This window comes from Bradyrhizobium sp. 154 (genome assembly GCF_023073875.1).
In the GTDB taxonomy this organism is placed as follows: domain Bacteria; phylum Pseudomonadota; class Alphaproteobacteria; order Rhizobiales; family Xanthobacteraceae; genus Bradyrhizobium.
Genome location: NZ_JADPKG010000030.1, coordinates 279,896 through 292,942 on the forward strand (window position 1 = coordinate 279,896; position 13,047 = coordinate 292,942).

The following is a 13,047-nucleotide window of genomic DNA, read 5'->3' on the forward strand; positions in this document are numbered from 1 at the left end:
CGCCGGGAAAGCGGAGCCAACCGGACGCACGTCGCATGGTTACGGCTGGCGAGGGCGGATCGCTGTGAGAAAGGTCACGCCGCGGCGGGCGGAAAAGCCCTGTGCAACGCGATCACGGCTTCGCTGGTCTGTCCCTGAACATAGGATGCAAGCTCGTTCGGCAACATGTCGATGGTCCAGACCAGGCGGCACCGCGTCTCGTCCTCGGCGATCACCTGCACGCAGGCGCTGTAGTGCTTCAGCCGCTCGTTGTTGATCGCATAGACCAGCCGTCGTCGCGCGTCGTCGCAATCGACCAGCACCTCGCGTGCCACCGAACCGTTGGCAAAGGTGACGATGCGCGCATCGCCGTCGAGGTTGCAGGCGGTGACGAAGCCCGGCACCAGCCGCTGATGCAGCGCGCCGAAGTCGCGCACCGCGTCCCAGACGTCGCGCGCGGAGGCGGGAAGGGGAATGTCATTGTGGATGGAGGCCATGGGGATTCCTATAATGTGGAGAGGCGGGCGATAGGGCCGTCATCTCAGGTGTCATCGCCCGACTTGATCGGGCGAACCAGTATTCCAGAGATCGACGTGATAGGATCGAGAAGCCGCGGCGTACGGGATGCCCGGTCCCGGCTTCGCCAAGGCTACGCCGGGGCCTCAAGGGTGCTCGGCCGCCGAAGCTTTAGCGAAGGCGGCAAGCCGGGGCATGACGGCTTGTAGCGAGGCGCGAGCACGCTCACGCACAAACCGCCTCGACATTGTTGCCATCAGGGTCGATCAAAAACGCCGCATAATAGGTCGGGCTGTAATCCTTGCGCGGCCCGGCGCCGCCATTGTCGCGACCGCCGTTCTTCAGGCCTTCGCTGTGGAACGCCTTGACCGCGTCGTGACCCTTGGCGCGAAACGCGATATGCGCGCCGTCGGCCCTGCGTCCCTTGTTGAGGTGCAGCCACAGCGCCGGCTCGCCCGTCGGCCCGAAGCCGGCATAGCCGTCGCCGCTCGAGCACAGGACATAGCCGAGCGGCGCCAGCACTGCTGTGTAGAAGCGCGTGGCGGCATCGAGGTCGGCAACGCGCAATCCGATGTGGTCGTACATGATCGTCTCCATTGCAGAAGCGCGCCGCTTGATGGCGCGCGCCGGAGACGAACCTAGTCAGTTGAGGGCAAGCTGCTCTTGGAGAATCTTGCTCTCCGCCCGTGCTAGCTAGATCGGGTAGCGCCATTTCAAGGCGCGGCGCAGCAGCAGGATTATTATGAACAGAACAACCACGATCAACCAATAGGCCCATGGAATCGTCCCCTCGTGCCCAAGATGAGCCATGTAAAGGGAGAGGCCGAGCAACGTCATGGTGAGCGCCGCGGTTGACCAGTACAGCGGTGATCGCGCCATACCGGTTGCGGCATATTCGTCCGCCTTCTCATGCGCACGCCTCATGCGGTAGTAGGCGAAGGCGCCGATGCCGATGATCAGGATCCATTCCACGTTGCGTCTCGCGGCACGCTTCGGTCGGACTTTATCGCGGTGCACGGGAGGCGATCTATTCCGCCGCGTCTGGTCAAGGAAGGCTTAGCGCTGAGCCCCATCAGTTCACAGCCAGTCTTTCGTCGAGAATCTTGCGCTGTCCCTTCGAGGCCTGCCGGAACTTGGTCGGCGAGACGCCCGCGGCGCGATGGAAGGTGCGGACGAAGTTGGAGAGATCGCCAAAGCCGACGTCATAGGCGATGTCGGTGACCGCGGTATCGTCCTCGGTGAGCAGCCGCGCGGCGTGTCGCAGGCGCGAGCGCACCAGATATTGATGCGGGGTGACACCGAGCACGGCCGAGAACAGCCGCAGGAAATGGAACGGGCTGAGGCCGGCCTGCTTTGCTGCCTGCTCGAGGTCGAGCTCGGCATGCGAATTGTCGTCGATCCACAGCGCGGCTTCCACCGCGCGGCGGCGGTCGCGCGCAGTGGGCCGCGCCGGCTTGCGCGCCTTGCCCGAGACGACCTCAATGAAGCGGCCGGCCAGGATTTGGCCAACCTCGTCGAGGCCGAGATCGCTGTTGCCATCTGCCGCCGTCTGGGCCAGCTCGCCCAGCACCATCAGTTCGGGCAGCGGCGACGTCGCGCCGACCTGCCAGACCTCGCGGCGTCCCCCGAGCGCGTCGACCAGATCTTCACTGAGGAAAAAGGACAGGCAGACGTCGCCGCACACGTGCTCATGCGTGCAGGTGTATTCCTCGCCGGGGGCGCCGACCAGCATCGAGCCCGCCACCAGTTCGAAGAAGCCGGCGCGGCAATGGCAGCCGAAGCTGCCGGAGCGGACGTAGGCGATGGAATGGCCGGTGCGGCATTCCGCAAATGGCGTGTCCTCCGGTCCCGCATCGCAGCGAAATTCGGAGACCGTCAGCGATGGCGTCGTCAGCAGCGTGGTCGCTTCCATGCCGCCTATCTAGGTAGGCGCGCGTGGCGGGGCAACCGGCAGCAGCACCTCGAACAGCGTCTTGCTGGCGATGGGATGGGCGCCCTCGAGCGCCAGCAGCCGTCGCTTGGAGATCACGCCGGCGTAGGGCGAGAGTCGGTCGGTGTAATTGCCGGCCTCCAGCACCCGGTGGCAGGGGACGATCAGCATGTAGGGATTTTTTGCGATCGCCTGCGCCACCGAATGCGCGGCACCGGAGGCGCCAAGCGCCTTCGCAACCTCGTGATAAGTGCGCGTGTCCCCGCGCGGAATGGTGCAGGCGTATTCGTAGACGCGCCGGTTGAAGGCGGGCACGCCGCCGGCTTCCAGGCTGACGTCGGAAAAATCGGGGTCGCTGCCCTGCAGCAGGCCCACGATGCCCTCGATTGCAAGCTCGGCGTTTTTGGACGGCCGTTGCTCACGCGCCTCGGGATGGACCGCAAAAATCCGGCGGCGGGTGTCGATCTCCCGCGCCTCCGGCAATTGCACCGCGACCACGCCGGTGCTGCTCCAGACGATGCCGCAGCGCCCTATGGCCGTGTCGAAGATCGCGTAACCACGCCCCACGATGCACACGCCCCACTCAGTGCACGTCTCCCCAGACACGAAATCATAACACCGCCACAATCCGGCGCACCTGGAATCTTGCCAAACCGTTAAGAAGCGTCAGGTTGCCTGCGCCAAAGCGCTTGGCTCGCGGCGCCGTCTCGGCTAATCAGGGGGTGCGCGAAGCACGCGTGCGCGGGCGTAGTTCAATGGTAGAACGGCAGCTTCCCAAGCTGCATACGAGGGTTCGATTCCCTTCGCCCGCTCCAAGCTTCAGTTCGGCAGGCTTCGCAGGAATTCGACGATCGCCGCGTTCACCTCCGCCGGCCGCTCCTGCTGCGTCCAATGTCCGCAGCCCGGCAGCATCTTGATCTCGCGTAGCTGCGGCACCCATTGTCTCATGTTGGCGAGATGCTCGGCGGCACCGGGGAAGGCAATGACCATGTCACGGTCGCCGGCGATGAAGAGTGAGGGCACGGTCACCTTCACCCCCTCGAAGGCCGCCATCAGCTCCCAGTTGCGATCGATGTTACGGTAATAGTTGAGCGGCCCGCGAAACCCGCTGCGGGCAAATTCGGCGCCGTAATGATCGAGGTCGGCGACGCTCAGCCATGAGGGCAGCGGCACCTGCACCTTCGGCAACATGCCATCCTTGCGCGAGACCATCCCGATGCCGACGGTCCTGCCGGCGCGCTCGGCATTGGCGCGGATCGCCGCCGCCCCTTCGCCGGAACCGCCGAAGAGCATGGCGCCGAGCGTAGCGCGCGGATCCCGTTCGAACTCCGCTTCGGCGACACCGGGCTCCTGAAAGTACAACTGATAGAACTGCGCATCCGCTGTCCGCGGCATGACGCTGGTCGGCCGCACGGGACTGCGCGGGCGATAGGGTACGCTGAGAATGGCAGCGGCGCGGAAGCGATCGGGACGCAGGCGCGCCGTGTGCCAGGCAATTGTCGCACCCCAATCATGCCCGACGATCACGGCGTCCTTCGCCTCGAACGCGTCGAGCACGCCGACGAGATCGCCGACCATGTGCAAGATCGTATACTGGTCGATGGCTTCGGGCCGGTCGCTCTTGCCATAGCCGCGCATGTCGGGCGCAACAGCGCGGTAGCCGGCCGCTGCCAGCGCCTCGAGCTGGTGGCGCCAGGAGTACCAGCCTTCCGGAAAGCCGTGGCAGAGCAGCACCATTGGCCCCTCGCCCTGCTCGGCGATGTTGAGGCTGATACCGTTGGCCTTGATCGTCCGCTGCGTCGGCTCGCCCATGTCGCCTCCCGGTCCTGCTTATGGGAAGCATCCTAATCGGGTGTCCCGGCTGCGCAAAGATTCTAATATATTGGACTGGCGCTCCCGGCATTCGCCTCTCGCCCGGCTTAGGTTGGTCGAGGCGGCATGCGGTCCTTGCGCCGGGCAACGCTTGGATGAAGGCCGGGGCTAAAAAAATGGACCAGCAGAAACTCGATCGTGCGGTCGGCCGCCGCCTGAAGACGCTGCGGACCCAGGCCGGCATGACGTTGAACGAACTGGCAACTCGGTCCGGCGTCAGCCGGGCCATGATCGGGCGGGTGGAGCGGGCGCAGAGCAGTGCGACGGCTGCGCTGCTCGGAAAACTCTGCGCAGCGCTCGACGTGTCGCTCAGCGATGTGGTCGCACTGGCCGAGAAGCCGCCCGAGCGGCTGGTGCGACTTGCCGATCAGCCGCATTGGCGCGATCCCGAGAGCGGCTATCGAAGGCGCCACGCCTCGCCAACCGATGCGGCGAGCGGGATCGAGATCATCGTCGTCGACCTGCCGGCCGGCGCGCGGGTGCCGTACAGTCCCTGGGGCCGCAACGCCTTCACCCAACAATTATTGATGCTGGAGGGAGCCATCGCCGTGCATATCGACGCCAAGGCGGTGCGGTTGCACGAGGGCGATTGTCTGGATTTCGACGTGATGCGCGCGGTGATTTTCGAGAACGAGACCCGGCAGGATGCGCGCTACGTCATCATCACGCGGCGCGGCGCTTCCTACGGCAAGATGTGAGGGCACCGATGCGATCCGAGACCCTGGAGTGAGGCCCTGACGATGCACATCCGCCCCGGCGACACCTTTGATCCCCGTGTCATCGCGCTGCTCGATCATCACGTCACGGCGGCGCGGGCGCAGACCGCGCCCGGTAGCGCCCATGCACTTGATCTCTCGGGTCTTCGTGCACCCGACATCGGATTCTGGACCGGCTGGGACGGCGAGACACTGGTCGCCACCGGCGCGCTGAAGACGCTTTCGGCCGACCACGGCGAGGTGAAGTCGATGCACACGCTGCAGACCACACGCCGGCGCGGCTTCGGCGGCCAGATGCTCCGCCACATCATCAGTGAAGCCCGCATGCGCGGCATGACGCGGCTCAGCCTGGAAACCGGCTCCTGGGGTTATTTCAAACCCGCGCACGCCCTCTATCAGGCCCACGGCTTCGTCGCCTGCGGTCCATTCGAAGGCTATGTCGAGGATCCCAACAGCCTGTTCCTGACGCTGGATCTGACCACCAGCTGAGCCTGCCGACTGGCGCAAGGTGCATGCAGCCGACTGGCGCAAGGTGCATGCAGCCTCAACTTCTTCGCGTCTCCTCGATCTTGTCGAGCACGCGTTCGGGGGCGATGTCCCGGGCCGCTTCCTCCAGATCGCGCTTCGAGTCAGGTTTGACGTCGAGCCGCTCGGCGACCTGCGTGAGCAGGCGGGCAACCTTGGTCAGTTCATGCTCGGCGAGCAGGCTGATCTGGAGGTCGAGATCGGCGCGCTTGTCCGCGGCCGCGGTCATGCGGTTCTGCGAAATCAGCACGAAGGTGGAGAGGAAAATCGCTTCCACCGAGGCGATCATCGCGAGCACCACAAAACTTTCGTCCCAGACCGGGATCCCCGGCAGCCAATTCAGATTGGCGATGATCCAGAAACCAAATATGGCCAGGTGGAGATAAACGAACGGCATGCTGCCGGTGAAGGCCGTGATCGCGTCGGCGAGTTTTTCCTGGTTCGTGGCAGCCCGCTGCTCCCCACGGCGACGCGCGACGAGCGCCTGGATGTTGCGCTCGAGCGTCGGGCTCAGGCCCTCGCCGGGATCATGGGTGATGTCGTTACGCACGCGGCGGCAACGGCCGAGTGGAGGACCTGTTCCTGGGAGGGCGGAGCCAAACCCCATCATTCCTCAAAATGAGTTGCGCACCTCAAAACACCTCTGCTAGCCTTCAGCCATGGCCGAGACGCTCACCCCAACTGCGCTGACGCTGAAGGATATCGCCCGCGAGGCCGGCGTCAGCCTCGCCACGGTCGACCGCGTCCTCCACAACCGCCCGGGCGTCCGCCCGGACACGGTCCGGCGCGTCAAGGCGGCGATCGAGCGCAATTCGTTCCAGCCGCACGTTGCGGCCGCCGAGCTCGCCCGCAGCCGCGCCCGGCGCTTCGCCTTCGTGATGCCGTCGGGCTCGAACCCGTTCATGCAGCAGATCGAAGCCTATCTCGGCGAAATGTCGGCCTGGCTGTCGGCCCGCCGCCTCAGCGTCGAGATGGTGCCGACCGACGTGTTCGACCCCTCCGCGCTCGCAGGCACGCTGGAGGCGCTATCGGGCGATTACGATGGCATCGCCGTGGTGGCGCTGGATCATCCGAGTGTTCGCGCCGCCATCAATGATCTCGTCGATGCCGGCGCCAAGGTGGTGACGCTGGTCTCGGACGTGCCGTCCTCGCGCCGCCATCATTATGTCGGCATCGACAACATCGCTGCGGGTCGCACCGCCGGCGCGCTGGTCGGGCGGCTGGTCGGCCAGAGGTCCGGCAAGGTCGCGATCGTCGCGGGCTCGCAGGGCCTGCGCGACCACGCCGAGCGCATCTTCGGCTTCAACCAGGTGATGGCGACGGAATTCCCCGGTCTCAGCGTGCTGCCGGTGCTGGAAGGGCGCGACGAGGACGAGCGTTCGGAGCAAGTATTGGCGCGGCTGTTCGGCAGGCATGCTGACATTGTCGGGCTTTATAACGTCGGCGCCGGCACGCAAGGCGTAGCCAAGGCTTTGACCGATGCCGGCCGCGAAAAGCAGGTGGTGTTCGTCGGGCACGACGTCACCGCGTTGACACGGCGGCTGCTGTTGCAGGGCGTGATGCATGCGGCGATCTCGCAGAACCCTGGCCATGAGGCGCGTGCCGCCGTGCGCGTTCTGCTCGCGCTCGCCCGCGGCGAGCCGATCTTGCGCGAACAGGAGAAGATCAGGATCGACATCGTGATGCGGGACAATCTGCCCTAGTGGCAGCTGGATTTCAAAATGGTCTGCAGCGGTGAATGCGACGTCAAGCTCGCGCACCGCGACAGGCAAAAGGGAGGATGGCGTGTATCTCGGACTAGACATCGGCACATCCGGTGTGAAAGCGGTGCTCGTGAGCGAAGCCGGCGCGATTGTCGCAACGGCCGCGCGCGAGCTTGCGCTGTCGCACCCGGCGCCGCTGTGGTCCGAGCAGGATCCGGACGCCTGGGTCGATGCGGCGATCGGCGCGGTGGACGATCTCGCCGCCCGCCATCCGCGCGAGGTCGCGCGGGTCGCCGGCATCGGGCTGTCGGGCCAGATGCATGGCGCGACGCTGCTTGGCGAGGATGGGCGGCCGCTGCGTTCCGCGATTCTCTGGAACGACGGCCGCTCGCACGCCGAATGCGCCATGCTGGAGCGGCGCTGTCCGTCGTTGCACGCGATCGCCGGCAATCTCGCCATGCCTGGCTTCACCGCGCCGAAGCTGCTCTGGGTGGCGCGGCATGAGCCAAAGATCTTCGATCGCGTCGCAAAGGTGCTGCTGCCCAAGGCCTATGTCCGCTATCGCCTCACCGGCGAAATGGTCGAGGACATGTCGGACGCCGCCGGCACGCTGTGGCTGGATGTTGGTCTGCGCCGCTGGTCGGCACTGTTGCTGCATGCCACCGGGCTCGATCTGCATCACATGCCGCGCCTCGTCGAGGGCAGCGAGGTGAGCGCGGTGCTCGCGTCGGAATACGCGCAGCGCTGGGGCATGACTGCGGATGTCGTGGTCGCCGGCGGCGCCGGCGACAATGCGGCGAGCGCGATCGGGCTTGGCGCGATCGCGCCGGGCAATGCTTTCCTGTCGCTGGGCACCTCGGGCGTGGTCTTCCGCGTCACCGACCGCTTCGCGCCGGCGCCGGCTTCGGCCGTGCATGCCTTCTGCCATGCGCTGCCCGGCCTCTGGCATCAGATGGGGGTGATGCTGTCGGCCGCGGCCTCGCTCGCCTGGCTGTCTGGCGTGATGGAGACTCCGGCCGCAGCGCTCTTGGCACCGCTCGGCGAGCGCGTCGACGGGCCCAGCCCCGTCTCCTTCCTGCCGTATCTCGATGGCGAGCGTACGCCGCACAACGATGCTACCGCGAGCGGGGCCTTTGTGGGCTTGCGCGGTGCGACCGGGCGGGCGCAGATCGTCCAGGCCGTGCTCGAAGGCGTCGCCTTTGCCGCGCGCGACAATCTGGCCGCGCTGAGCTCAGCGAGTGGGCCGCTTGCTGAGCTCGATCTGGTCGGCGGTGGCTCGCGCTCGCCGCTGTGGGCGCAGATCTGCGCCGACGTGCTCGGCATTCCCGTTCATCGCGTTGAGGAAGGCGAAGTGGGCGCCGCGCTCGGCGTTGCGCGGCTCGGCCGTATCGCCGCGACCGGCGAGGACCCCGCAGAGGTCTGCAAACCCCCGCGGCGGCTCGCGAGCTTCACACCCCGCCCATCCGTCACTGCGGCCTATGACGAGGCCTATCTGCGCTGGCGGGCGCTTTATCCTGCATTGAAGGAGACTGCCTGAGTGAACGCGTCAGCCAAATTCTTCGAGGCCAGCACGCCTGTCGCCTTTGCCGGCAAAGATGCGGACAACACGCTCGCCTTCCGCTGGTACGACAAGGACCGCCTCGTGCATGGCCGCCGGCTGGAGGACCACTTACGATTTGCGGTCTGCTATTGGCATTCGTTCTGCTGGCCGGGCGCAGACCCCTTCGGCGGCGAGACCTTCCTGCGGCCCTGGCACGACGGTACCGATGCGATGGCGCTGGCGCGGGCCAAGGCCGATGTTGCCTTCGAGCTGTTCCGCCTGCTGGACGTGCCGTTCTTCACCTTCCACGACGTCGATGCAGCGCCGGAAGGCGCCTCGCTTAGCGAGTCCGTCGCCAATCTCAACGCGATTGCCGATCTGTTCGAGGCGAAGATGGCTTCCGCGAAGGTCCGCCTGCTCTGGGGCACAGCCAATCTGTTCACGCATCGTCGCTACATGGCGGGCGCCGCGACCAATCCGGACCCCGATATCTTCACCTATGCCGCCGGCCAGGTCCGCGCCGCGCTGGAGGTGACGCACCGGCTCGGCGGCCAGAATTACGTGCTATGGGGCGGGCGCGAGGGCTACGAGACGCTGCTCAACACCGATCTCAAGCGCGAGCTTGACCAGCTCGGCCGCTTCGTCTCGCTGGTGGTCGAGCACAAGCACAGAATAGGCTTCAAGGGACCGATCCTGATCGAGCCCAAGCCGAAGGAGCCGACCAAGCATCAATACGATTTCGACGTCGCCACCTGTTACGGCTTCCTCGAGCGCTACGATCTCCTGAACGACGTCAAGCTCAACATCGAGCAGAACCACGCCATCCTCGCCGGTCACTCCTTCCATCACGAGGTTGCGCTCGCCGAGGCGCTCGGCGTGTTCGGCTCGCTCGACGTCAACCGCGGCGACGATCTGCTCGGCTGGGACACCGACCAGTTCGCGATGAACGTGCCGGAGCTCGCCTTGGTGTTCCACGAGATCCTGAGCCACGGTGGCTTCACCGCGGGCGGGCTCAATTTTGATGCCAAAATCAGACGTCAGTCGATCGATCCCGACGATCTGATCCACGCCCATGTCGGCTCGATGGATGCCTGCGCGCGCGCCTTCCTCGCCGCTGCCGACATGCTCGACGCCGGCGTGCTCACCACACCGCTTGCCAAGCGCTACGAAGGATGGGCCGGGCCCGAGGGCCAGGCCATTCTCGGCGGCCAGCGTTCGCTCGCCGATCTCGCCGACCGTGCGCTCGGCCCCGGCTTCGACCCGCAGCCGCGCTCGGGTCGGCAGGAATATCTGGAATCCCTGGTCAACCGACATGTCTGAGGAAGGCCGCTGATGACAAGCGCTGAAGCAACGCCGGTGCTCGAGCTGACTGGCATCGGCAAGGAGTTCGGCGCGATCCGGGCGCTGCATGAGGTCGACATGCAGGTGTTCCCGGGCGAGGTCGTCGGCCTGATGGGCGACAACGGCGCCGGTAAGTCGACGCTGGTCAAGATCATCGCCGGCAATTTCCGCCCCAGCCATGGCGAGATCCGCTTTGCCGGCAATGCGGTCCATTTCAGCCGACCGCTCGATGCCCGCACCGTCGGCATCGAGGTCGTCTACCAGGATCTCGCACTCGCCGACAATCTGACCGCCGCTGCCAACGTCTTCCTCGGCCGCGAGCTGAAGCGCACATTCGGACCCATTGCGTTGCTCGACCACAAGGCGATGGCGGCGCGGGCGCTGGAGCTGTTCGGCGAATTGCGCTCGGAGACCCGCCCCGATGATCTCGTCAAGCAAATGTCGGGCGGCCAGCGCCAGGCGGTCGCGATCGCGCGGACGCGGCTCTCCAATGCGCGGCTGGTGATGATGGATGAGCCGACGGCCGCGATTTCGGTCCGCCAGGTCGAGCAGGTGCTCGGCCTGATCCACCGGCTGAAGGAGCAGGGTGTCGCCGTGATGCTGATCTCGCACCGCATGCCCGACGTGTTCGCGGTGTGCGACCGCGTGGTCGTCATGCGCCGCGGCGAGAAGCGCGCCGACAAGCCGATCCACCAGACTTCGCCCGAGGAGGTCACCGCCCTGATCACCGGCGCGAAGGAGGCGGCGTGATGGCCATGCCCCTGGAATCTCCGATCAGCTTCACCAATGTCGGCCGGATCAGATGGTGGCAGCGCGGCATCTTCGCGTCACAGACCGGCTATGTCCTGCTCGCGCTGGCGGTGTTGCTGGTGATCATGCATTTCGCCAGCCCGTACTTCTTCACCGAAGGCAACATGCAGAACGTGGCGAAGAACTTTTCCTTCATCGCCATTGCCACGCTGGGCGTGACCTTCGTGATCATCACCGGCGGCATCGACCTCTCGGTCGGCTCGATGATGTGTTTCTCCGCCATGATCACCTCGATGGTGATGACCGAATTGTCGGCACCCGGCTCGCCGGCAGGCGCGCTGTTCGTGCACATGGCGGCCGACGGCAAGACCGTGCTCGCCAAGGTGCCAGGGCTGATCCTGCTGGTCTCGATCCTCGCCGGCCTCGGCGTCGCGCTGGTCGCCGGGCTCGTCAACGGCTTCTGCATCGCCGTGCTCGGTCTGTCGCCGTTCGTGACCACGCTCGGCATGCTCTCGATCGTACGCGGGCTCGGCTACGTCGTCTCCAACGGCCGTGGCAGTTTTCCGGGCGGACCGGATGCAGATTATTTCTATGCGCTCACCTCCGGCGACGTGCTCGGCGTGCCCGTGCCTTTCATCTATCTGGTGATCCTCGCGCTGGCGATGGCCGTGGTGCTGCACCATACCTCGTTCGGACGCCACGTCTTCGCGCTCGGTGGCAACGAGAAGGCGGCCGAGCTCACCGGCATTCCGGTGGTGCGGGTGAAGATCGAGGTCTACGTGATCTGCGCGCTCGCCGCGGGGCTCCAGGGCATCATCATCTCCGGCTGGCTTGGATCGGCGCCGGCCAACATGGCGACGTCCTACGAGCTCAACGTGATTGCGGCGGCCGTGATCGGTGGCGCCAATCTCGCCGGCGGCATCGGCGGTCCGTTGGGGGCCATCGTCGGCTGCGTGCTGCTGGAGGTGATCCGCAACGGCCTCGTGCTGGCGCAAGTCAGCTCCTACTGGCAGCAGACGCTGGTGGGCGTGATCATCATCCTGGCCGTGCTGGTCGATCGCATCCGATCGCGGATGATCTGACGTGACGTCGTTCCGGGGAGGCAACGAAAATGCCGCCTGTCCGCTTCCCGGACGAATCTGGAAAGGATGGGCGCAAGAGAAGGGTGGAGGAGACAATGAGGAAACTTCTTCTTGCCGGCATCACTGTTGCCATGATGGCAACGCCGGCGTTCGCTGCGAACTACCGCTTCGTCATCGTGCCCAAGGCGATGAACAATCCGTTCTTCGACTTCGCGCGCGACGGTTGCCTGAAGCGCGCCAAGGAGCTCGGCAACATCGAATGCATTTACAAGGGGCCGGTCGAGCACGAGCCGGCGACGCAAGCCCAGATCATCCAGGACTTCATCACGCAGAAGGTCGACGGTCTCGCCATCTCGGTCGCCGACGTCGCGGCCATGACCAAGTCGATCGAGGCGGCGACCGCGGCCGGCATCCCCGTCATCACCTTCGATGCCGATGCACCGGGCTCCAAGCGCATTGCCTATATCGGCACCAACAACAAGGAGTTCGGTGTCGCGCTCGGCAAGCAATTGCTGAAAATGCGGCCCGACGGCGGCAAATATGCGATGGTTTCGGGCGGTCCCGGCGCCAAGAACCTCGCCGAGCGCGTCGACGGCGTGCGCGAGGCGCTGAAGGGCTCGAAATGGACCGAAGTTGCGGGCTCGCCCACCTTCTGCAACGACGATCCCGCGCTCGCGGTCCAGCAGATGACCGACATGCGCACCGCAACGCCCGATCTCGCCGCCATCGTTCCCATCGGCGGCTGGCCGATGTTCGCTCCTGAAGGCTTCAAGGCCTTCGCCTCCAGGAACAAGAAGGACATCGACTCCGGCAAGTTCACCCTGGTGGTCGCCGATACGCTCAAGATGCAGCTTGAGCTCCTGCGCGACGGCTATGCCAATGCGCTGGTCGGCCAGCGTCCGTTCGAGATGGGCGAGAAGGCGATGGACACGCTGCTCGCCATCAAGAAGGGCGAGAAGGTGCCGGAGATCGTCTACACCGGTCTCGATCTCGTGACCAAGGACAACGTTGCACAGATGTTGAAGTAGGAGCGCCGCCAGCCCCGCGCTCCTGCGTGCCTCCCCCGCTTGCGGTTTCCGCGAGCGGGGGAGAT

At 65.7% G+C, this 13,047-nt stretch carries 15 protein-coding genes and 1 tRNA gene; 9 read left to right on the forward strand and 7 right to left on the reverse strand.

The window, feature by feature from the left end; genetic code table 11:
• Positions 1-74 precede the first annotated feature (74 nt).
• The 5 genes from IVA92_RS06880 to IVA92_RS06900 all read right to left on the reverse strand — a co-directional run bounded on the left by IVA92_RS06880 (position 75) and on the right by IVA92_RS06900 (position 2,995).
• Positions 75-476 (reverse strand): SRPBCC family protein, encoded by a 402-nt coding sequence (locus tag IVA92_RS06880; RefSeq protein WP_247281818.1) that lies wholly within the window; start codon positions 474-476, stop codon positions 75-77.
• Positions 477-720: 244 nt separating this feature from the next.
• A complete protein-coding gene (locus tag IVA92_RS06885; protein WP_247281817.1) occupies positions 721-1,080 on the reverse strand; it encodes a VOC family protein in 360 nt (119 codons plus the stop codon).
• 108 nt (positions 1,081-1,188) lie between these two features.
• Positions 1,189-1,467: a hypothetical protein gene (locus IVA92_RS06890; protein WP_247281816.1), complete on the reverse strand. Its 279-nt coding sequence runs from the start codon at positions 1,465-1,467 to the stop codon at positions 1,189-1,191.
• Between the two features lie 100 nt (positions 1,468-1,567).
• Positions 1,568-2,407, reverse strand: a complete 840-nt coding sequence (locus tag IVA92_RS06895; protein WP_247281815.1) for an AraC family transcriptional regulator — start codon at positions 2,405-2,407, stop codon at positions 1,568-1,570.
• A 9-nt stretch (positions 2,408-2,416) separates the two neighbouring features.
• Positions 2,417-2,995, reverse strand: coding sequence for a methylated-DNA--[protein]-cysteine S-methyltransferase (locus IVA92_RS06900; protein ID WP_247282047.1), 579 nt, complete (start codon positions 2,993-2,995; stop codon positions 2,417-2,419).
• A 171-nt stretch (positions 2,996-3,166) separates the two neighbouring features.
• On the opposite strand from IVA92_RS06900, the gene IVA92_RS06905 reads away from it, so the two are divergent.
• Positions 3,167-3,240: transfer RNA gene (locus tag IVA92_RS06905), tRNA-Gly, on the forward strand.
• 4 nt (positions 3,241-3,244) lie between these two features.
• Here IVA92_RS06905 and IVA92_RS06910 read toward each other — a convergent pair.
• On the reverse strand, positions 3,245-4,237 hold the full coding sequence (locus IVA92_RS06910) for an alpha/beta hydrolase (RefSeq protein ID WP_247281814.1): 993 nt from the start codon (positions 4,235-4,237) through the stop codon (positions 3,245-3,247).
• Positions 4,238-4,413: 176 nt separating this feature from the next.
• On the opposite strand from IVA92_RS06910, the gene IVA92_RS06915 reads away from it, so the two are divergent.
• Positions 4,414-4,995 carry an XRE family transcriptional regulator gene (locus tag IVA92_RS06915; protein ID WP_247281813.1) on the forward strand — a complete coding sequence of 194 codons (582 nt, stop codon included), beginning with the start codon at positions 4,414-4,416 and terminating at the stop codon, positions 4,993-4,995.
• A gap of 42 nt (positions 4,996-5,037) precedes the next feature.
• Positions 5,038-5,502: a GNAT family N-acetyltransferase gene (locus IVA92_RS06920; protein WP_247281812.1), complete on the forward strand. Its 465-nt coding sequence runs from the start codon at positions 5,038-5,040 to the stop codon at positions 5,500-5,502.
• 55 nt (positions 5,503-5,557) lie between these two features.
• Here IVA92_RS06920 and IVA92_RS06925 read toward each other — a convergent pair whose 3' ends face one another.
• Positions 5,558-6,088 carry a DUF1003 domain-containing protein gene (locus IVA92_RS06925; RefSeq protein ID WP_247281811.1) on the reverse strand — a complete coding sequence of 177 codons (531 nt, stop codon included), beginning with the start codon at positions 6,086-6,088 and terminating at the stop codon, positions 5,558-5,560.
• Positions 6,089-6,197: 109 nt separating this feature from the next.
• Here IVA92_RS06925 and IVA92_RS06930 point away from each other — a divergent pair, with 109 nt between their 5' ends.
• The 6 genes from IVA92_RS06930 (at position 6,198) to IVA92_RS06955 (ending at position 12,982) form a co-directional block, all read left to right on the forward strand.
• Positions 6,198-7,241 (forward strand): LacI family DNA-binding transcriptional regulator, encoded by a 1,044-nt coding sequence (locus tag IVA92_RS06930; protein WP_247281810.1) that lies wholly within the window; start codon positions 6,198-6,200, stop codon positions 7,239-7,241.
• A gap of 82 nt (positions 7,242-7,323) precedes the next feature.
• Entirely contained in the window at positions 7,324-8,778 is a 1,455-nt protein-coding gene (xylB, locus tag IVA92_RS06935; protein WP_247281809.1) for a xylulokinase, read from the forward strand.
• Positions 8,779-10,101: a xylose isomerase gene (xylA, locus tag IVA92_RS06940; protein ID WP_247281808.1), complete on the forward strand. Its 1,323-nt coding sequence runs from the start codon at positions 8,779-8,781 to the stop codon at positions 10,099-10,101.
• Between the two features lie 12 nt (positions 10,102-10,113).
• Positions 10,114-10,872, forward strand: coding sequence for an ATP-binding cassette domain-containing protein (locus IVA92_RS06945; protein WP_247281807.1), 759 nt, complete (start codon positions 10,114-10,116; stop codon positions 10,870-10,872).
• On the forward strand, positions 10,872-11,954 hold the full coding sequence (locus tag IVA92_RS06950) for an ABC transporter permease (protein WP_247281806.1): 1,083 nt from the start codon (positions 10,872-10,874) through the stop codon (positions 11,952-11,954). The genes IVA92_RS06945 and IVA92_RS06950 overlap by 1 nt, the downstream gene beginning before the upstream one ends.
• A gap of 95 nt (positions 11,955-12,049) precedes the next feature.
• Positions 12,050-12,982 carry a sugar-binding protein gene (locus tag IVA92_RS06955; RefSeq protein ID WP_247281805.1) on the forward strand — a complete coding sequence of 311 codons (933 nt, stop codon included), beginning with the start codon at positions 12,050-12,052 and terminating at the stop codon, positions 12,980-12,982.
• The last annotated feature ends 65 nt before the right edge of the window (positions 12,983-13,047 follow it).